Origin of the sequence: Bacillus silvicola (assembly GCF_050524305.1) — a bacterium.
Taxonomy (GTDB): Bacteria; Bacillota; Bacilli; order Bacillales; family Bacillaceae_G; genus Bacillus_A; species Bacillus_A cereus_AT.
In genome coordinates, this window is sequence record NZ_JBNGVC010000017.1 from 397,170 (window position 1) to 416,974 (window position 19,805).

Here is a 19,805-nt window from a genome sequence, read left to right on the forward strand (position 1 = left end):
AATTTATCAAAAGTTTTTGGCTATGCAAAACCGAAATTCATCTCCCACCTACCGTTGGGCTATTGCCCTTCACACGCTTAAGGAAGGAGAATTCTTTCGTTAAATCTGTTAAAATATAGACTTGACAAAAACCTATAGTATACTTCATTGTTATTAATTAAGTACTTAATGATTAAGTACTTAATCAAAAACATAGTAAAGGATGATTATTATGACTCAACGTTCAATATCTCAAGGATGGGCATTAGACATAGCTCTTGCGCTTGGTGGATTTGATGCTTTGCACCCTGAAGCAAAGGCAACTATGGAACAGTTAGGACACGATCATACTGATTTTGATAAGGTTTTTTCCCAAGTAAAGAGTGGGGCAATGATACCAAAAGCATGGGCCACGGTTGCTGCTCAGGCTCAAGAACGAGCAAAGCACTATGAACAAAAAGGATTCGCTGTGACTGCTCGTGACCTGTATCAGCGAGCTGCTGTTATGTGGGGACGTGCGCAATACTCATATTTTAATGATGATCCACGAAAATTGGCATTTCGAGAGCGTTGTAACGAATGTGTGGCAGCTATTTCGTCACTTGGAGGCGGAACGGTACAACGTGTAGTATTAGACTTTGAAGGAAAAAAGATATATGCATTGCTTCATTTACCTGCAGGCGAAATTCGTAATGCACCAGCAGTAATATTAGGTCCAGGTATGGATATGATTAAGGAAGACTATATACAGATTGCACAACGTTATTATACATCTCGTGGAATTGTAGCTCTATCAATTGAAGGTCCTGGTCAAGGCGAATCTGTGTCAGGAGGTCTAAAAGTTGATTTGACTAATTATGAGCGTGCAGTTAGTTGTTATATCGATTTTCTTTCAAAGCGACCTGAGGTTGATTCAAATCGGATTGGATTTTTTGGCATCAGTATGAGTGGGTATTGGGGGATGCGGGCTGCTGCAAACGATAAACGTATAAACGCTTTAGCAACTTTTGAAGGTGTATATGGCGAATTTGATACCATCTTCAACCGAGCACAGCCGAGTTTCAAAGCAAACTTTATGTACATGTCGGGCTACACTGATGAGGTTGCTTTTGAAAACGAGCTGAGTAGTCAGATGAACCTATGGAAATTGGCTCCAAAGATTACTTGTCCAGTCTTCATGGGAATAGGAGAATTTGATGAACTAACCCGTTTGGAAGAAGCATTAAGTCTTTATGAGCTTGTAGAAGCACCAAAGGAGCTGCGTGTCTACGAGAATGAATTCCATCCGCTTGGTGGAGTAGCTGCAGAAATTTTCCGTTTTGGTGCAGAATGGGTAGAACTTGCACTTGAAGGTAACGTTAAGACTCACTATGATGAACGTTATTACATGCACCGTGATGGCGATGTCACTGAGGGGACTGCATTTCCAACCTATTGGCTTGGTGCTGAGCCAGCTGAAATTAAAGTACGTAAAAAATGTAACACATTAAATGCTTGTAAAAATTAACAGATGTACTCCGATTCAAAAAAGGCTCTGCAGTAAGTGTCAGGGCCGTTTTGTTATGGATCTATTATTTAACGAATTCAAGCGACGTAGTAAATAAAGGAGTTATTATTCATCCAGATGGGATAGTTGAATAATTTCAAATCTAATAAAGTATAAAAAGAACAGACACTCTTCATTGATATGATCCCCTTATAGTAGACAGTAAAAAGAAAGCACATTAATCTGTTTACTATGGAGGGGATTTTTCTATGGGCAAAATTAGAGTAACTTATGATATAGAATTTAAGAAAAAAGCAGTAGATTTATACTTGAAAGAAGGAATGGGATACAAAACGGTTGCTAAAGAATTAGGAATTGATCACTCGGTAGTAAGACGTTGGGTGAAACACTTTGAAGCTGAAGGTATCAAAGGACTAGAAGAAAAACGTGGTAAAACGAAAGGTCCAGGTATAGGTAGACCAAAAACCAATCCAGAAGATCCAGAAGCTAAAATGAAACGATTAGAAGCGGAGAATGAAATGTTAAAAAAGCTCTTAGGGATGTAAAAGGAGGAGTGGAATCTGTACCAAAAACGAAGAAGTTTGAAGCCATCAAAGGGCTATCAAAAAAAGGTTATGCAGTTACCATTCTATGTGATATCGCTGGAGTAACTAGAGGTGGGTACTACAAATGGATAAAGCGACAGTTGATGCCTTCTGAAAAACAATTGGAGGATACCGAAATAAAAAAGAAGGTATTGGAGTGTCATAAAAAACTTAAAGGGATTTATGGATACAGGAGAGTACAAGTTTGGCTGAAAGCTACTTATAACCTTCATTTTAATCACAAACGTATACAAAGGTTGATGGGTGAACTAGGTATCAAAGCCATTATTAGGAGAAAACGACCTTATTACGGGAAGAAAGAGGCTTACGTGATTTCAGATAACCATCTGAACAGGGATTTTCAAGCTTCCAAACCAAACGAAAAATGGGTAACAGATATTACCTATTTGATTTTCAATGGACAGAGATTGTACTTATCCGCTATTAAAGACCTATACAACAATGAAATTGTTGCCTATGAAATTAGCCGTAGAAATGACCTGAAACTAGTACTAGACACACTTAAAAAGGCAAGAAAAAAACGAAACGTGAAAGGGATTCTCCTGCATAGTGATCAGGGGTTCCAGTACACATCTCGTCAATATACTCAACTACTCAAAAAATATCAGATGAAGGCTAGTATGTCCAGAAAGGGAAACTGTTGGGACAATGCTTGTATAGAAAGCTTCTTCAGTCACTTTAAGTCAGAGTGTTTTCACCTATACTCTTTCCGCACAGCTGATGAGGTTAAGTTTGCTGTGCGCAAATATATATACTTTTATAATCACCACAGGTTCCAAAAGAAACTAAATAACCTGAGTCCATATAAATATAGAACTCAGGTTGCTTAATTGTGTTTTTTGAATACTGTCTACTTGACAGGGGTCACTCCATCATAGAGTGTCTGTTCTCCTACTTGAACCATCTTAATTTTAATAACATCCATTTCTTCTTACAATTACAAATATTTCAGCTATCTTTCATATCACATTTATTTCATTATATTTATCTATAGGGATTATAGAGAAGTATGATTTATAACTATTTATATTAAAATCCATCAAAATAGCGAATGTATTTTCGTAAAACAGGTTGAATATTTGGGTTAAGTAGGAATATATTGAGAACGAACATTCTGTGATGGGGATAATGCGGTGTATGACTATTCACTTTGCCCAAACAATACAGTATTTTGCCTAGATCTTGTGTCATTTTTCGCATCAGTTTCTTATTTGAAATTAGGTTATGATTCACTACAAACAAAGTTAGCAGTAGTTAGCGATACGGCAAGACCAGGTTCTGTTGTTTTAGCCGCTACTAAACCACTAAAACAATTAGGTATAAAATTACGGTGTGGTTTTATGTACCTCAATCAACTACAAATTCACAATATAGATTTTGCATTTTAATATTTCTGCATTTTATCTTTACATCAGCATGTTATTCTCCACATGCAAGTATCTTACATTTATTAATAATGGAAATAGTGAAAGACTTTTAATTGGTTAAACTAGAAAAGAAAGTATTTTTTCGTGAAAATAAATCGTGGGGAAGATAGAATATGGAAAGAACAATTTTAATTGTGGAAGATGAAGATATTTTACGTGAAATTATGAAGGATTATTTACTAAACGAAGGATATAAGGTGTTAGAGGCGATTGATGGGAAAGAAGCATTGTCTACATTTGAAGAACATGAGGTACATTTAATTATTCTAGACATTATGTTACCAGAATTAGATGGTTGGACGGTCTGTCGACGAATTCGTAAAACATCTAATGTACCTATTATTATGTTAACGGCTCGGGTTGATGAGGATGATACCTTACTTGGATTTGAACTAGGAGCAGATGATTATGTTACAAAACCATACAGTCCCCCTATTTTATTAGCGAGAGCCAAACGGTTAATTGAAAGTCGACATTCTTCGAAAGTTAATATATCAATTGAGGACACATTAACTAGAAGTAGCATCTATGTACATTATCCCTCCCGTACAGTAACTGTTGATGAAAAAGATATAAGTTTGACGCACACAGAATTTGAAATACTAACATATTTAATGAAAAATCAAGGGATTATTATTTCTAGAGAACAATTAATAACTAAAATATGGGGGTATGAATTTACAGGGGATGATCGTACAGTCAATAGTCATATCCGTAATTTGCGTCATAAATTAGGAAATAGAGCAACTTGTATTGTAACAGTTGTCCGAGCTGGTTATAAATTTGAGGATCAGATATGAAAAAAGGAATTGTATTAAAATTATTTATATTAACAACGGCATTATGCACACTTATTTTAGTAACTATTTTTATTGGACAAACCATATTTTTCAAGCAATACTACGCGAATCGAAAAGTTAATGATATTAATACGAATATTCAATCCTTTGAAAAAGCATATGTAAAATCTGGAGATGATGCGAAAGCAATTCAAGAATTGGAACAAAATTTCTATCAAGAGAATGCGACATGGATTACAACGCTAGACAGTGTAGGCAATATAAAATATGCAAATGGGTTAACTTTAGAAATTCAATTAGATCCTAATAAAAATAATTTTTTTTCTAATCGTGTAATTCATATTCCAATGTATAGTTTTATCGATTTAGAGGATATGCAAAGTATGTATAGAAAATAAAGGAGCTCATATCGCACCAGAACATTTAGAGAAAATATGGGATCGTTTTTATCGAGGAGATACGTCTCGTCAACGATCCAAAGGTGGAACAGGGCTGGGGCTTGCTATTTCAAAGAATATTTTAGAATTGCATAGTGTACAATATGGTGTTTCAAATACTGAAGATGGTGTATTATTTTTCTTCTATTTAAATAAAAGCTTGTAGAATTTGAGTTCTACAAGCTTTTATTATTTTTAAACAAAATTGACCTTATCTGCACTTTATCTTTATCAGCGTTCATTAATTATTTTACTATCTAACAAAATAGGTAAATAGAAAAATACTATTCTTTCTTTATCTTAATCAGGAAGAATAGTATTTTTTTATTTTGGGTGTACAGGGCTAATGCTGGTGATATTATACATATTTATTCACCAGCAATTGAATGTTTGTTCACTATTTATAAGGTGTATAACCAGTTCTCGAATTCGGGAATTAACTTAACTTTAGTAGAGAGGCAAATATTTTTCTAAAGAGTGAATTAAAGTATTCTTTAACTAATTTCGACATTATCTGCATTTTATCTTTATCCCTCTCTATTAATCTATTTATTGTAAGAACCGATTGAAAATACTGAGTCAACCAAATAAAGGTTCGGATTTATAAATAATTGATATAAAAATCAATAGAGAAAGGATAGGTAAATAATGAAAAAAACAAAAAATAAAAATAAAACAGGTGTAATAACTAAGGCAATAATATCGCTAGGAGCTGTTCTAGCAACGGCTTGTTTCATGTTTTTATTGATTGGAAAATTTAATTCCACTCCTGCGAAAGGGGTAGCTCAAGAAAGTATTAAACAAGTTAACACGCAGCAACAAGAAAAGAAAGGTGAAACACCACCGACAAAACAAAAAAGGCCGGATGGAAAACCTGTAGGAAAAGTAGTCTACTTAACATTTGATGACGGTCCGAGCACATTAACTGGTCAATTTTTGGATGTATTAAAAGAGGACAATGTTAAATCAACATTTTTCATGCAAGGAAGTAATTTGCAAAATACCAGTCTTCAGGAAAATGTAAAACGAGCAATAAAAGAGGGGCATTATATTGGTGCACATAGTATGACACATAATAGTAATAAGTTATATAAAAATGGGCAATTTGTACCAGAAATGAAAGAAACTCTAGCTCTTATACATGAAATTACAGGTACAAACCCTAAATTAGTTCGCCCGCCATATGGCTCCGCACCAGGTTTAAAAAGCGAAGAAATTCGCAACCAAATTGTAGAATCTGGAATAAAAGTTTGGGATTGGACGATTGATTCTCATGACTGGGAATTAAAAGATAATCCAACTCAGATTGCAGAAAATGTAAAAAAACAAACGACAAAAGATATAGAAGTTGTTTTGATGCATGAAAAACCACAGACATTACAAGCTCTTCCTGAAATTATTAAATTTTATAAAGAGAAAGGATATGAATTTGGTGTATACAATGATGCAGATCATTTCCACCTAAATTTCCAGAAAGATCAACGTTTATAGTATGAAAATAATTATCTTTGAAAATTGGTTTTTATCAGTAAAAACGTTACCTAATTTTACTAAAAAAAGCATTGTAAGAAAGGAAATTGTATATGATTTTTAAAACAATCATCATGCCCTATATAAACAAAGGCGAAGTCCTCAAAGAGACTCCGCCTTTTCAACGTACAATGAACTTTGGTGCTATAAAAAACACAAATCTTTGTTTAGGGGGTGCTTTAAAATCTTAGCTTGATGGAGATATTGCCATATCTCTATTACCATTTCTGTTCCGTTACTATACAAACCAAAGATTTTATTTTATCTTAGATTTAATTTATTTGTAAATGTGGAACAAATTTATTACTTAGATTGTCTATTAAGTGTAATCCTAAAAACTTAGTGCCCAAACTTGATACACTGAATCTGATTTGACATCTATTCTAAGTACTGCAAAATACGAAAGGATTGATTATCTTGAAAAGTACAAGGATGTTAAAAATAGGGATGTGTGTTGGAATACTAAATTTAAGTCTTGCAAGTGTAAAACTTTTTACAGGTGAACCATTGTAGGTGGAAGCAAAAGAAAAAGTAGAGAAAACTAAACATGCAAATCATGCGGCTCATTGAGAATTCGCACAACTCGAGAAAAAGTTTGACACCGGTACAAACTGGGCAGTTACTTATCGATCACCTAATGAACGGTTTGTTTACGCATCTAACTTTAAGGCGCTGGTTACAGGGGCATTGTTACTACGATATCCAATTAACACACTTTTTAAATATAAGTATGTTTCTGAAGGTGACCTCAATAATTTTAAGTAAATCAACGGGAGAATTGAAAGGCAGGAGAAAGTAGCATGTCAGAAAATTATCGTTCTCGAGAGGAGCGACGACAAGTTCAAAAGAAAAAACAACCAGCTTCTAAAAAACAAAAACAACAAGGTAAAACATTGTTTTTTCGCAAATTTTTAATCAGTTGCTTACTACTTGGTATTGTAGGATTAGTGGCAGGAGTTGCTACCTTTTTCGTTATGATCAAGGATGCACCAAAACTTGAGAAAGCAAAACTTGTTAATCCTTTATCCTCAAAAATTTATGATAAAGATGGAAAATTGATATATGAATATGGGAAAGAAAAACGAACAAATATTATGTATGATCAAATTCCTAAATTAGTAGAAAATGCATTTTTAGCGACAGAAGATGCACGTTTTTACGAGCATAGTGGCGTAGACTTTAAAGGTACTGCACGTGCAGTTTTAGTCAGCCTAAAAGGAGATTACGGCTCTCAAGGTGGAAGTACGATTACGCAGCAAGTTATTAAAAATTACTTCTTATCGATGGAGAAAACGTCAAAGAGAAAGGCACAAGAAATATATTTAGCGTATAAGCTAGAACAACAGTATTCAAAACATGAAATTTTAGAAATGTATTTAAATAAAGTTTACTTAGGCAACCGTTCATACGGAATAGCAACAGCAGTACAAAATTACTATGGTAAGGAATTGAAAGATTTAACACTACCAGAAGTTGCGATGCTTGCCGGTTTACTGAAAGCGCCTAATAACTATGATCCAACAAAAGAAAAAAATATTCAAAAGGCAACAGAAAGAAGAAATGTTGTACTTGAATTAATGAATCGACATGGTTATATTACAAAAAAAGAAATGGAAGAAGCATCAAAAGTTCCAGTAACAGAAGGACTTAAGGAAGCAACTGAACAACAAGAAATGCCATATCCTGCGTTTATGGATGCGGTTGTGAAAGAAGTTGAAAAAGAGTTGCCAGATGCTAATATTGGATCTGACGGTTTAGAAATCTATACAACATTAGACCCAAAGGCACAAGATTTTGCGGACAAGCTTTTAAATGAAAATATTATTAATTATCCAAATGAGAAATTCCAAGGGGCTTTCACATTTATGGATACGAAAACAGGAGAAGTTCGTGCAATTGGTAGCGGACGTGGTGAAAATAAAGCTGTATTTAAAGGGCATAATATAGCGATTGAATTAGATCGCTCAGCAGGTTCAACGATGAAGCCAATTTTTGATTACGCTCCCGCAATTGAATATTTAAAATGGGCTACTTACCATCAAATTGATGACTCTCCATTTAAGTATTCAACAGGACAAGAAGTTAGAAATGCAGATAGAAAGCATTTAGGACCAATTACAATGCGTGATGCATTGAAAACGTCCAGAAATATCCCGGCTATTAAAACTGCAAAAGAAGTAGGAATTAATAAATCAAAAGCCTTCTCTGAAAAGTTAGGTATTACATTTAATGTAGCACCGACCGAATCAACAGCGATTGGTACAAATGAAGCGTCACCAACTGAAATTGCAGGTGCTTATGCGGCATTTGGTAATGATGGTAAGTATACGAAGCCGCATTTTGTTAAGAAAGTAGTTTATCCAGACGATAAATCAAAAAGCTTTGAGCAAAAGCCAATACGAGTTATGAAGGATTCTACAGCATATATGATTACTGATATGCTTCGTACTTTTGTTTCATCCGGATTGGGTACAGCAGCTAATATAGATTCTTTAGATGTAGCGGGTAAAACAGGAACAACAAACTATTCTTTAGAACAAATAGCACAATATAATCTACCAGAAAGTGCAACTCGTGATAGTTGGTTTGCTGGTTATACACCACAATATACGATGGCAGTATGGACTGGATATATAAAAGATAGTAAAGACGATTATATTAGTAGTAAAAATACGAAAATTTCTCAGTTGATTTTTAAAGAAATGATGAGCAAGATGGCTACAGATAAGTCGCAATTTAAAATGCCGAACAGTGTAGTTCAAGAAGGTAGCGAATTACGTATTAAAGGTGAGAAACGTGATTCTTCTCCAAATTCGACTGAAAAGCCAAGTAATAATAATCAAAATAAGCAACAAGAAAAGCAAAAGAAACAAGAGGAATTAAAGAAACCAGAAGAGCAAAAGCAAAGTAAGCCAAATAATGGAAGTGGCCAAGGGAATACAACGCCACCAAACAATGGAAGTGGTCAAGGAAATACAACGCCACCAAACAATGGAAGTGGCCAAGGGAATACAACGCCACCAAACAATGGAAGTGGCCAAGGAAATACAACGCCACCAAACAATGGAAGTGGCCAAGAAAATACAACGCCACCAAACAATGGAAGTGGCCAAGGAAATACAATGCCACCAAACAATGGAAGTGGCCAAGGAAATACAACGCCGCCAAACAATGGTAGTAGCCAAGGGAATACAACGCCGTCAAACAATGGGGATGGCCATGGAACACCAACGCAACCAAGTAATGATGGGAATACAGGAGAGGATCCAGCCGATAATGGATAATAAGTAATATGAAGAAATTGTTGGTTCTGTGCAAATTTTAAAAAAGCATAAACAGGTTGGTAAATGAGGATGGAACAATTTCCACAAAACAGGGTGATGAAATACCGAAGGACCTAGAAAAGTACGATTCGAAAGAAATTAATTTATCAGAAGAAAATATATAAATTGACAAGAGAAAAGCATTTTGTGTATATCACAGGTGCTTTTCATTTTGATATAGGACTTGAATTAAATAAACCTGAAAGTAAACTTTTATACTAAAATATATGCGGCGAAAAGGGGGAGTTCATTGCACAAAATTATTAATTTTATTTATGGAATATTACTTTTAATTTATACTTTGTATTCACTTTTTGTAGGCGATGGAAGTGAAGTAAGGTTTATTATGGTGTTAGCTATACTACTTATCTTTTCTATGGTTTTAGAAAAAGGAAATGCTAAAAAAACGACTGATTAAAGGTCGTTTTTTTCTATTTTTTAATGATAATAAAAGTAACTTTTTATTTCTAAGCGTCAAATTAGCAAAAGCTAACTGCTCAGATCAAAAATGAAAATCTAGATGCATAGATAGTATATGACAAGTTATCGGTTACATTCAAGGAGGAATGGATATGAGTAACGCTCTTTTAGAATCAACTAAATAAAAAACAGGATCTGATATTCATATATCAGATCCTGTTTCACTATGTATAATTATTTTACTGCCTCTTTTAATTCTTTTCCCGCCTTAAAAGCAGGTGCCTTTGAAGCAGCGATTTGCATTTCTTCACCTGTTTGTGGGTTACGTCCTGTACGTGCAGATCTTTCACGCACTTCAAATGTACCAAAGCCAAGAATCTGTACTTTCTCTTCATTTGCAAGCGCATTTGTTATAGCATTTAATATAGCTTGTGTTGCTGCTGCTGCCTCTTTTTGTGTAAGTTCTGCTTTTTCTGCTACCATTTTTGTTAGTTCAGTTTTATTCATTTTTTGCACCTCTTTACATGTAATAAGAGATTATTATAACGTTCCTATACTCCTGATGCAATCAAAAGCAATACCAGCATCTTCGTGTAAATCAGGTGTTATAAAAATTTTCCTTATTGTTAATTTAAATCTTTTATATACCACGCATTCATAGCAGAATGATCAGAACCTGATAGTGGCTCATGTAAAAGCGTAAATCCAAACTTTTCATATAGTATACATGCAGTTTTTAATTCATGCTGTGTTTCTAAGTAGCACTTTGTATAATGTTTAGCAGCATATGATAAAGCTTTTTCCATTAACTTCTTTCCAAATCCTAAGCCCTGTGTTTGGGGACTTAAGTATAACTTCTGTAATTCGCAAACTTTTTCATGTTCGTTAAACGGCGCTATACCAATTCCACCAACTACTTCTCCTTCCATTTCTGCTATCCAATATTTTCCGTGTTTTAAATCAGTATAATATTGGTGAAGATCGTTAAGTTGAGGATCAAAATAAGCTGTTCCAGGAATCGCTAATCCAAGTGATTTTAATGAATTTTGTATTATTTTTTTAATTTGCACATTATCTTCTTTTTTAATTTCCCGAATATTCATATGATCTCTCCTCCAATTAGTCTTTTATTAAAGTTCAAAGTATTTAGAAAATTGAACTCCTAAATGTTGACTCAGTCCACATTATAAGGATACAGTTATGTTAATGTTAAATGTGGATTAAGTCAACTAAAGGAGGAACTATGGATAAAGAATTTATTTATGATATTAGACAATTCAATCGTTTTTATACGAAGCTACTTGATTTATTTAATAATCAATTTCTAGATACAGAATATTCATTAACCGAAGCACGGATACTATTTGAGATAAGTGAAAAAACTAATTGTATTGCGAATAATCTCGTGCAAGAACTTAATATTGATAGAAGCTATATGAGTAGAATTTTACGTAAATTAGAGAGGGAAGAATTAATAAAGAAGAAAAGCTCAGCAATAGATAGTAGAAAAAACTTTCTTTTTTTGACAAAAAAAGGTGAGGAATTGCTAGATAAAATCAATATTCAGTCAGATGAACAAATATATCAATTATTTAATGGATTAACTAATAGTGAAATTAATCAAATTCGTAATTCTATGATCGTAATACAAGAAAAATTAGATAAGAAAAAATTTTGAATGTCCGTACAATTTCTGATTGATTTTGGAGCAATGTAAAATGCATTCAAATTGTACGTTTAGACATATCTTAATTAGCCCACTGTTCACTATGCATCTTATTTTGTTAAATATATTAAACCATCTCCCGATATTCGAGAGATGGTTCATGTTTATTTATTCACAATTCTATTATAGGAATTAATGGTTAACACGTAGTAAACAAGGTAGATTACACCATACGTTGTCATAGCATAAATAAATGAAACTATGTTTTCCTTTATGTCCATGTCATATTGTAAAACCATTGATATTGTTAACATGGCTGCATTTAGTATCCCAATAATTAACGGAAGGATAAATATAAATAATGTTTGTTTTGCTATCGTAGTTCGTACTTCTTTTTTATTTACACCGATTTTTCGTAAAATTTCATAACGATTTTTATCTGAATGTGCTTCTGTTAGCTGTTTGAAGTAAATAACACTTCCTGTTGCCACTAGTAAAACTAATGCTAAAGAGCTAACTACAAAGATTTTCATTCCTGTAAGTGCCTTTATTTTTTTATACTCTTCGTAGAATGTACGCATGTGAGTATCGTTTCCTGCTAGTGTCATTACTATCTCAGATGTTTCTTTGGTTGTTTTTTCATCCTCTACTTTATAAGCTTTATATGTGATTGGACTGACTTGTTTTGCAACACTGTCAAACATTTCATTATCAATTACAATGTAAAGAAGCTCAGAACCAGATGTTAATTGTATCGATTTTTTTCTAATTTGTTGAGCTTAAAAGTATAATTTCTCTCGGGTAACAGAATGTTGACTTGATGATTAATAAAATCAGTGGCTGGTTGATTAATGTATCGTTTAAATGCTATAGCATGCTCACCAGAAAGATTTGGTATATCTCCTAATTTTAGAATATTGTTCATTTTATGAAATACACTCTCTGAAATCAAATTAACAGAAAGATCATTTTTATCTTGGAATGGTGCTGAAGTATTCCCTTTTACTTGAATAATCGGGATATCTAGTTGCGCTGTAATTGGATGATCCTTGTCTTTTGAAATAATCCGTTTGATTTGATTGTCGGATGTTTCATCTTTTGAAAGATGAATATAGCTAAAAGGAGCTGTTTCATGAGCATCTTTTTCAGTGATTGAATATTCAGAGAAACTAGCTTGAAGATATGGTAATGCTACAGAAATTAGTAATGCGATAACTGTAAGCATAAGGGCATTTCCTTTTATACGATACAACAAGTAAGATGTTCCAATGATGTTAATCCCTTTATAGTAGTTCGGTTTGTTTTTTTGTGCACGCTTTAGTAAATACACAGTTAAAGAACGAAATAATAAATACGTTCCAATAGCAACAAGAGGCATAGAAAGCATTGCTGCCTCGTTAAACATAAGCCAATAACTACTTACGAGTAAAGTGATCGAAACTACGGCAGAAACGATAGATGCTTTTGGTACTTTCTCCCCTTTTTTCTCTGCTTGGAATAATTCAATTAATTTAAAGCGATAAATTAAAAGATACGATTGAAGGGATGTAAAAATTGTAATGACCGTAAATGTAATAGTGGCATTCATAATTGCTTCCGTAGGAATACCAAAATTTACATCGACCGGAGCACCTACGAGTTTAAGGAGTAACATGATAAACAATCTGGATAATATGACTCCTAATACGAGCCCGCATATTAAAGTGATAGCCCCGATAATTACATTTTCAAAAAACAGCATTCTTGCGATGGTTTTTTTTCTCACGCCAAGTAGGGAGTACATACCTACTTCTTTTTTACGTTTTTTCGTGAAAAATGCATTAGAATATCCGATGAAAACCGCTATGAATCCTATTAAAACGAAAGAGGTTTGTGACATTGTACCTTCCATATTATTAACGGCATTTTTAATTTCTGGTGTATACAATAATGAGTTGAAAGTATAGCAAATCACGACACTAATCACCATAGAGAAAATGTAGAGAAGGTAGTTGTTTAAATTCCCTTTAATATTTTTTTTCGCTAAACTAAATAACGTCACTTGTACCACCTCCAAGAATGGACAATACATCTAATATCTTTTTGAAAAAATCTTTGCTAGAATAATTCCCCTTTACGAGTTCGGTAAACAGCGTGCCATCTTTAATAAATAACACGCGTTTACAATAGCTAGCTGCAAATGCATCATGTGTTACCATGAGGATGGTTGCTTTATCTTCTTGGCTTAAATTTTGTAAGCTCTCCAATAAATCTGCTGCCGATTTTGAATCGAGTGCGCCAGTCGGCTCGTCTGCTAATATTAAGCTGGGTTTAGATACCATCGCACGCGAAGCAGCTGTGCGCTGTTTCTGCCCACCTGAAATTTGATACGGGTATTTATCTAAAATGGAACGAATACCAAAACGCTCTGAAATCTCGTTAACTCTGTTTTCTATTTCTTGTACATCCATTTTTGCTAGTGCAAGTGGCAGCAAAATATTATCTTTCACTGTTAACGTATCTAATAAATTGTAATCTTGAAAAATGAAACCGAGTTTATCCCGCCTGAATGCGGATAATTGTTCTTCTTTCATGTTTAGTATGCTTGTCCCATCAATTAAAATCTCACCGGACGTTGGCTGATCTATGGTCGCCAAAATATTTAAAAGTGTGGACTTTCCGGCACCTGAAGGTCCCATAATTCCAACAAACTCACCTTCGCGAACAGTTAAATCAATATCATGTAATGCAGTAAATGTATTTCCTTTTGCTCCATACATTTTTTTGATTTGTTTTGCGTCTACTATTGATTTCATATATATAATTCCTCCATCAAAGAAGTTATTTTTTTCTTACAGGTTTTATTCTATATGATGTAACCCTTCGATAACCTTACAGTTGTGTAGGTTAACCTTACAGTTTTGTCACCTTACAATAAATATCCCTTTTTTCTTTATCTTTTCCACTATAATGTGATATAGACGATTATGCTATCGTAATTTAATGCAGAAGTATGAGCACGTAACATATAACACAAATTATCTTTAATATAAGATTTTGGGGGAATAACCATGAAAATTATGATTGTAGAAGACGAAAAAACGATTCGAGATATGTTGGGAGAGACAATAGAAAAATGGGGATTTACTACAGTAAAGGTAGAAGATTTTGACCAAGTATTATCAGTATTTTTTAAAAATAGTCCTCACCTTGTACTAATGGACATTAATTTACCATCATTTGATGGATTTTACTGGTGTAATAAAATTAGAGAAACTTCAAAAGCGCCGATTATTTTTCTTTCGTCTCGTAATACACCAATGGATATGGTAATGGCGATGAATATGGGTGGGGATGATTTTATTAATAAACCGTTCCACACAGATGTTTTAATGGCAAAGGTTAATGCACTCCTGCGTAGGACGTATACGTATATAGAAGACATAGAGTTAAAAGTTATTGAGCATGATGGAATTGTGCTCAACCTTAAAACCTACAATGTGTCTTATGTGAATGAAGAGATTACGCTAACTAAAAATGAATTTATTATTTTAAAACTTCTCATGCAAAATAAAGGGACAGTTGTAAGCCGAACAAAGATAATGCGCAGTCTTTGGGCTGATGAAAGATTCGTGGACGAAAACACCTTAACGGTTAACATTGCACGGATACGCAAAAAAATTACTGACCTCGGTAAAGAAGGTTTCATTACCACTAAGAAAGGATACGGGTATATTATTTTATGAGTTTTTTTCAATATATAAAAGATAAACGATTCTTTTTCATACTGTACTTCATATTAATGTTGTTTGTTTCATTAATTATGGTTGTAAACGATAGTCGGAATCTCGTTATTCAAAATCTGCTCTATACTCACGTTATTTGTTTCCTCTCCGTAAGTCTGTATATTACTATTGGATATTATTACCGGAGGTCTTTTTACCTAGAACTAAATGATTTAATTGAGAATCAGAAGGAAGACTTTCCTGTAGAAATGCTTGAACCACAAAATTATGAACAAGCTTTATATGTCAAAATGATAAAAATAGTACGGGACAAGCATTCTAAGCAACTTCAAAAGTTGATTCACGAGAAATTGGATCACCAAGATTTTATTATGTCCTGGGTTCACGAGGTAAAGCTTCCAATTGCCGCAAGTAGTTTACTTATTGAAAACAGTACGGGAAAAACAGTAGATTTTCTTATAGATAAGTTTGAAGACGAGCTGAATAAAATAGATAATTACGTGGAACAGGCTCTTTACTATTCACGGATTGACTCATTTTCTAAAGACTATTTCATTACAGATGTGCAGCTGGATCAAATCATTAAACAAAGTGTAAAGAAATATGCCAAAATCTTTATCTCGAAACGAATTCACTTTCATATGGAGGAAGCTCAGAAATCCGTACAAAGCGATAGTAAATGGCTTGCATTTATCATAGACCAAATTACAGCAAATGCTTTAAAGTATGTAAATGAAGGTGGAGAAGTTTTTTTCCGTTTTGAGGAGGATAATGAAGAAAAACGATTGATCATTCAAGATACAGGCATTGGGATAAAGCAAGAAGATATACACCGTGTATTCGAAAGAGGATTCACAGGTTTTACTGGAAGAACCCATACAAAATCTACTGGGATGGGACTGTATCTTGCAAAACAAATGGTTTTGAAATTGGGACATGATATTTCTATTCAATCACAAGAAGGAAAGTATACAAGAGTTACCATCCATTTCCCCAAAATAAGAAATTACTTTCAATTGCTGTGAAAAGTAGACCTGGAATACCTTTAGTATACTTTTTAAAAATTATTAAAGTATTTCTATATGTATAAAGAGTTAGCCAGTATTTTGCATGGAAACTAAATTGCTTTATCATGTCCAGAAAATTGTATGTTTCTGGACACGTTAATATTGAACAAAAATTATAGAATTTCGTCTTTTGTTTAAAAACCGTGTAAACTTATCTATGTTCAGATTGTTAATGAATTGAATGAACTAGGGATTAGTTTTTATAGTGTTTATGAAAATATTACAATGGATCGTTCAAGTGCTACTGGTCAACTTGTGTTTCATTTATTTGCTTCTTTTGCGGAATTTGAACGTAACTGTATTCGCCTATTATGGGGTCATACGGTATGCCCATCAACCTAAGAAATTTATAAAACCCCAAAACAAGAATTTTACACATTTTCAATTTGAAGATGTCAATTTTCTCGTTTTGGGGTATTTGTTTACTTTAGTTTGATAGCGATGGGGCAATACCCAGGTATTAAAAAATTCAAACCTCGCTACCTCCACTTGAAATTGTTATAATTAAAATGTTTGTAATATTTAAATAACAGAGGGGTGGAGAATGAAAATTGCAATAGTCTGTTTCGATAACTTTACTGATATTGATGTTTTTTTACCATGGGATTTATTAAATCGTGTACGTTTAGTTGGCGGTATTTCTGATTGGAATGTCCAACTATTAGGAACGGAAAAAACTCATATATCTATGTCTGGCTTACGTATCCCCATGACAGGAAGCATATCCGATATTCCTTCTGCTGACGCTGTAATATTTGCAAGTGGTAAGGGTGTACAAGATTTATATATAAATCAAGAATATCTTAATAGCATTCATGTAGATCCTCAAAGACAATTAATAGGCTCTTTGTGCTCTGGTTCTCTACTACTAGGAGCTAAAAAATTGTTAACTGGTAAAAAAGCCACTACATATCCATCCGTAGTAGAACAGCTTAAAAAATTTGAAGTAGACGTCATTGAACAAAGTTTCATAAACGAAGGAAATATCTCGACTGCTGCAGGTTGTTTTGCTGCTCAAGATCTCTCAGCTTGGATTATAAGAACTCTAATTAATGAAGAAATGGTTGACGCTGTGCTAGAAACTGTTCAGCCAGTGGGGAAAGGTTTATATTTTTAATTATTTATAAAATAGCGTTTTAGTTTAATTTCTTCTTCAGTGAATCCAAGTAATATCCCTATCAGAAGATAATCCATACAGCCGATTCTTAATTAAAGTAATGGCTGGTGTTAACCAATTAGAGCAAGATCTTATCCGTATGCATCAACGTGAAGGGATTGATCTGGCCAAGAAAGAAGGAAAATTTAAAGGCCGATTAAAGAAATATCATAAAAATCATCCAGGGATGAATTATGCAGTAAAGCTATATAAAGAAGGAGGTATGACTGTAAATCAAATTTGCGAAATTGCAAATGTGTTAAGGGCTTCATTATATAGAAAGCTATGGGAAGGGAACAAATAATCATTCCTTATTCCATTATAGGGTGCGATTATCGAAAGATGAATGCGCGTGCCTGTTTCATGTTTAGGGCAGGTTGTAGAGGATATAGTCCAGCATTAATAGTGGTGAACCGTATCATAAGTAAACGAGGTTTTTTTATTTGAAGGGCTTACGTTAAGTTTGTAATATTAATCTCATAATTTGAAAATGATGGGGTGTAATGAAAAAAAACTATAGGTATTAAATATTTTATACAAAGAAAAAAGGGGGAACGCTTAAACGTTTCCCTTTTGTTTTTATAGTTATTAAATTGATTGCTGTATTAAATATTAATTTTTTCGTAAAAGGAAATAGCTTTGATATAATCATTTATGGAACTATAGGTATTTCCGAGTTTTTTTAATATTTGATTTGAAAGTTTGTTATTCGTTTTTTGATAAGTGGCTAAGGCTTTATTATATTCGTTAATTGCTTTCTGAGTATCTAGTCGTAACAACCACAAATCACCAAACAATTCATGGGATTTGGCAAGGAAGTAGTGATTTTTCTCTGTTTTAATAATCTCTAGGCAATATTCTTCAACCTTTATAAAATCCTTTTTTGCTAGGTAAGTTTTAGCAAGCTCAATCTTTGTATTATTAATTACTGAAGTTGAAGCTTGTATTTGATGGTATAGTGCCAATGATTTTATGAAATATTCAATGCCTTTATCCAAATCATTTTCTTTTACATATAAAATTCCTAAATTAGTATATAAACCGGCTTCATTTTTTTTATTATCCGTTATTTGTAAGAAGTGAAGAGATTTAAAATAACAAAATTCGGCTTCTGTTAGATTGTTAATCTCCATATAACAAATTCCAAGAGCCATGTATATATCACCTTGTTTAAAATATGTGCCTAACATTTGATTTAATTCTACAGCTTCGGTCAAAAAATGAATGGCAGAATAAATCTCCTTAATTCTTCCATGTACAATTCCTAAGTTTAAAAGTAAAGAGACCTTTGTTATATCTTGAATCTGTTCATAAACAGAAATCCTATAGGCTTCCTTGAGCGTTTGGGTCGCTAGTTCATATTTTTCTAATTTTGTATAGCAACTTCCTAATGAGTCTAAACTTCTCATTAGTTCTTTTGAAGAAGCAGTCTTTTGAAATTTTTCAACACTTACTCTATAGAGTAATTCAGCTATTGAAAAATCCCCCAGTGTCTCGTGATATTTCCCCTTTACCCAGTTCAATAATCCATACTCATAGTAAGAAATTTGAGTATTAGGACTACCCTCTAATTTTCCTAGTGTATTTTCTATCTTATTTATAATTTCTTCTGTCTTTGCTGCTTTATTGGTAACTATATACGTTTCGCAAAGTTTTAAATTTCGTTTTATTTCTAGAATACCAATATCCTTATCAATATTATTTGAAAGGATTTCTTCAACACTATGACCTAACCTCTTAGAAAGTTGCTCTAAGACATTGTATGTTGGTTCTACGGTTCCTTGTTCTATCTGACTTAAATAACTTCTTGTAATAATCCCTGAGGCTAGCTCTTTCTGAGTTAAACCTGCCTTTTTTCGTAATTCTTTTATTCTCTCTCCGGTCATTTCACTCCACCTTCCATTATTAATTCAATCATATATATATTATAAATGTTTTTAGGATTTTTTGAACATTTTTTAACTTTTTGAACATTAATATAAAAATGTTAAAAAGTGTTGACAAAGTGTTTGAATAGAAATATTATGTTATTGTAATCAGAAAATTCTTAATGGGGTGATTATTTTGTTATATATATTAAACATTGTGGCTTTAATTGATCCAGTATGGCCTGTATTTTAATTTTTAACCCATGTATTAAATTGTAGTTGAATATAACAAAGC

17 protein-coding genes and 4 pseudogenes are annotated in these 19,805 nt (G+C 33.2%); 16 read left to right on the plus strand and 5 right to left on the minus strand.

Features of this window, described 5'->3' with window-relative positions:
• Positions 1–211: 211 nt before the first annotated feature.
• From ACP6L7_RS33410 to ACP6L7_RS33460, 10 genes and pseudogenes are all read left to right on the plus strand, one after another.
• Positions 212–1,486: an alpha/beta hydrolase gene (locus ACP6L7_RS33410; RefSeq protein ID WP_097832689.1), complete on the plus strand. Its 1,275-nt coding sequence runs from the start codon at positions 212–214 to the stop codon at positions 1,484–1,486.
• A gap of 248 nt (positions 1,487–1,734) precedes the next feature.
• Positions 1,735–2,031: a transposase gene (locus tag ACP6L7_RS33415; protein WP_000516528.1), complete on the plus strand. Its 297-nt coding sequence runs from the start codon at positions 1,735–1,737 to the stop codon at positions 2,029–2,031.
• 8 nt (positions 2,032–2,039) lie between these two features.
• A complete protein-coding gene (locus ACP6L7_RS33420) occupies positions 2,040–2,921 on the plus strand; it encodes an IS3 family transposase (protein WP_430529724.1) in 882 nt (293 codons plus the stop codon).
• Positions 2,922–3,224: 303 nt separating this feature from the next.
• Positions 3,225–3,479 (plus strand): hypothetical protein, encoded by a 255-nt coding sequence (locus ACP6L7_RS33425; RefSeq protein WP_373605125.1) that lies wholly within the window; start codon positions 3,225–3,227, stop codon positions 3,477–3,479.
• Positions 3,480–3,631: 152 nt separating this feature from the next.
• Positions 3,632–4,318, plus strand: a complete 687-nt coding sequence (locus ACP6L7_RS33430; protein ID WP_097832688.1) for a response regulator transcription factor — start codon at positions 3,632–3,634, stop codon at positions 4,316–4,318.
• Positions 4,315–4,704 (plus strand): annotated as a pseudogene (locus ACP6L7_RS33435) (two-component sensor histidine kinase); the annotation flags it as partial. The gene ACP6L7_RS33430 and the pseudogene ACP6L7_RS33435, both read left to right, overlap by 4 nt.
• Positions 4,705–4,750: 46 nt before the next feature.
• Positions 4,751–4,921: an ATP-binding protein gene (locus ACP6L7_RS33440; RefSeq protein ID WP_240523211.1), complete on the plus strand. Its 171-nt coding sequence runs from the start codon at positions 4,751–4,753 to the stop codon at positions 4,919–4,921.
• 482 nt (positions 4,922–5,403) lie between these two features.
• Positions 5,404–6,246 (plus strand): polysaccharide deacetylase family protein, encoded by an 843-nt coding sequence (locus ACP6L7_RS33445; RefSeq protein ID WP_097832687.1) that lies wholly within the window; start codon positions 5,404–5,406, stop codon positions 6,244–6,246.
• Positions 6,247–7,085: 839 nt separating this feature from the next.
• Positions 7,086–9,569 carry a PBP1A family penicillin-binding protein gene (locus ACP6L7_RS33455; protein ID WP_097832686.1) on the plus strand — a complete coding sequence of 828 codons (2,484 nt, stop codon included), beginning with the start codon at positions 7,086–7,088 and terminating at the stop codon, positions 9,567–9,569.
• Between the two features lie 289 nt (positions 9,570–9,858).
• Positions 9,859–10,026: a hypothetical protein gene (locus tag ACP6L7_RS33460; RefSeq protein ID WP_170961032.1), complete on the plus strand. Its 168-nt coding sequence runs from the start codon at positions 9,859–9,861 to the stop codon at positions 10,024–10,026.
• Between the two features lie 236 nt (positions 10,027–10,262).
• Here the strand turns inward: ACP6L7_RS33460 and ACP6L7_RS33465 are convergent, their stop codons facing one another.
• Together ACP6L7_RS33465 and ACP6L7_RS33470 are read right to left on the minus strand one after the other, a co-directional pair.
• Positions 10,263–10,535, minus strand: coding sequence for an HU family DNA-binding protein (locus tag ACP6L7_RS33465; protein WP_097832685.1), 273 nt, complete (start codon positions 10,533–10,535; stop codon positions 10,263–10,265).
• Between the two features lie 119 nt (positions 10,536–10,654).
• Positions 10,655–11,131 (minus strand): GNAT family N-acetyltransferase, encoded by a 477-nt coding sequence (locus tag ACP6L7_RS33470; protein ID WP_097832684.1) that lies wholly within the window; start codon positions 11,129–11,131, stop codon positions 10,655–10,657.
• A 140-nt stretch (positions 11,132–11,271) separates the two neighbouring features.
• Here ACP6L7_RS33470 and ACP6L7_RS33475 point away from each other — a divergent pair, with 140 nt between their 5' ends.
• Positions 11,272–11,706 (plus strand): MarR family winged helix-turn-helix transcriptional regulator, encoded by a 435-nt coding sequence (locus ACP6L7_RS33475; protein WP_097832683.1) that lies wholly within the window; start codon positions 11,272–11,274, stop codon positions 11,704–11,706.
• A gap of 152 nt (positions 11,707–11,858) precedes the next feature.
• Here the strand turns inward: ACP6L7_RS33475 and ACP6L7_RS33480 are convergent.
• Together ACP6L7_RS33480 and ACP6L7_RS33485 are read right to left on the minus strand one after the other, a co-directional pair.
• Positions 11,859–13,735: pseudogene (locus tag ACP6L7_RS33480) on the minus strand (FtsX-like permease family protein).
• Positions 13,722–14,489, minus strand: coding sequence for an ABC transporter ATP-binding protein (locus ACP6L7_RS33485; RefSeq protein WP_097832682.1), 768 nt, complete (start codon positions 14,487–14,489; stop codon positions 13,722–13,724). The pseudogene ACP6L7_RS33480 and the gene ACP6L7_RS33485 overlap by 14 nt, the downstream one beginning before the upstream one ends.
• Positions 14,490–14,744: 255 nt before the next feature.
• Here ACP6L7_RS33485 and ACP6L7_RS33490 point away from each other — a divergent pair, with 255 nt between their 5' ends.
• From ACP6L7_RS33490 to ACP6L7_RS33510, 5 genes and pseudogenes are all read left to right on the plus strand, one after another.
• Positions 14,745–15,419, plus strand: coding sequence for a response regulator transcription factor (locus tag ACP6L7_RS33490; RefSeq protein ID WP_002150747.1), 675 nt, complete (start codon positions 14,745–14,747; stop codon positions 15,417–15,419).
• Complete coding sequence (locus tag ACP6L7_RS33495; RefSeq protein WP_097832681.1) at positions 15,416–16,444, plus strand: sensor histidine kinase; 1,029 nt, start codon at positions 15,416–15,418, stop codon at positions 16,442–16,444. The genes ACP6L7_RS33490 and ACP6L7_RS33495 overlap by 4 nt, the downstream gene beginning before the upstream one ends.
• 201 nt (positions 16,445–16,645) lie before the next feature.
• Positions 16,646–16,789, plus strand: a pseudogene (locus ACP6L7_RS33500) (recombinase family protein); the annotation flags it as partial.
• 241 nt (positions 16,790–17,030) lie between these two features.
• On the plus strand, positions 17,031–17,603 hold the full coding sequence (locus ACP6L7_RS33505; RefSeq protein WP_097832680.1) for a DJ-1/PfpI family protein: 573 nt from the start codon (positions 17,031–17,033) through the stop codon (positions 17,601–17,603).
• Between the two features lie 52 nt (positions 17,604–17,655).
• Positions 17,656–17,946, plus strand: a pseudogene (locus ACP6L7_RS33510) (helix-turn-helix domain-containing protein); the annotation flags it as partial.
• Between the two features lie 301 nt (positions 17,947–18,247).
• Here ACP6L7_RS33510 and ACP6L7_RS33515 read toward each other — a convergent pair.
• Complete coding sequence (locus ACP6L7_RS33515; RefSeq protein WP_097832679.1) at positions 18,248–19,528, minus strand: helix-turn-helix domain-containing protein; 1,281 nt, start codon at positions 19,526–19,528, stop codon at positions 18,248–18,250.
• Positions 19,529–19,805 lie beyond the last annotated feature (277 nt).

Coding starts and splice junctions, on each gene's coding strand:
- ACP6L7_RS33490 (WP_002150747.1), top strand. CDS start 14,745: ATGAAAATTATGATTGTAGAAGACGAAAAAACGATTCGAGATATGTTG.
- ACP6L7_RS33485 (WP_097832682.1), bottom strand. CDS start 14,489: ATGAAATCAATAGTAGACGCAAAACAAATCAAAAAAATGTATGGAGCA.
- ACP6L7_RS33455 (WP_097832686.1), top strand. CDS start 7,086: ATGTCAGAAAATTATCGTTCTCGAGAGGAGCGACGACAAGTTCAAAAG.
- ACP6L7_RS33465 (WP_097832685.1), bottom strand. CDS start 10,535: ATGAATAAAACTGAACTAACAAAAATGGTAGCAGAAAAAGCAGAACTT.
- ACP6L7_RS33410 (WP_097832689.1), top strand. CDS start 212: ATGACTCAACGTTCAATATCTCAAGGATGGGCATTAGACATAGCTCTT.
- ACP6L7_RS33495 (WP_097832681.1), top strand. CDS start 15,416: ATGAGTTTTTTTCAATATATAAAAGATAAACGATTCTTTTTCATACTG.
- ACP6L7_RS33470 (WP_097832684.1), bottom strand. CDS start 11,131: ATGAATATTCGGGAAATTAAAAAAGAAGATAATGTGCAAATTAAAAAA.
- ACP6L7_RS33505 (WP_097832680.1), top strand. CDS start 17,031: ATGAAAATTGCAATAGTCTGTTTCGATAACTTTACTGATATTGATGTT.
- ACP6L7_RS33515 (WP_097832679.1), bottom strand. CDS start 19,528: ATGACCGGAGAGAGAATAAAAGAATTACGAAAAAAGGCAGGTTTAACT.
- ACP6L7_RS33415 (WP_000516528.1), top strand. CDS start 1,735: ATGGGCAAAATTAGAGTAACTTATGATATAGAATTTAAGAAAAAAGCA.
- ACP6L7_RS33445 (WP_097832687.1), top strand. CDS start 5,404: ATGAAAAAAACAAAAAATAAAAATAAAACAGGTGTAATAACTAAGGCA.
- ACP6L7_RS33475 (WP_097832683.1), top strand. CDS start 11,272: ATGGATAAAGAATTTATTTATGATATTAGACAATTCAATCGTTTTTAT.
- ACP6L7_RS33430 (WP_097832688.1), top strand. CDS start 3,632: ATGGAAAGAACAATTTTAATTGTGGAAGATGAAGATATTTTACGTGAA.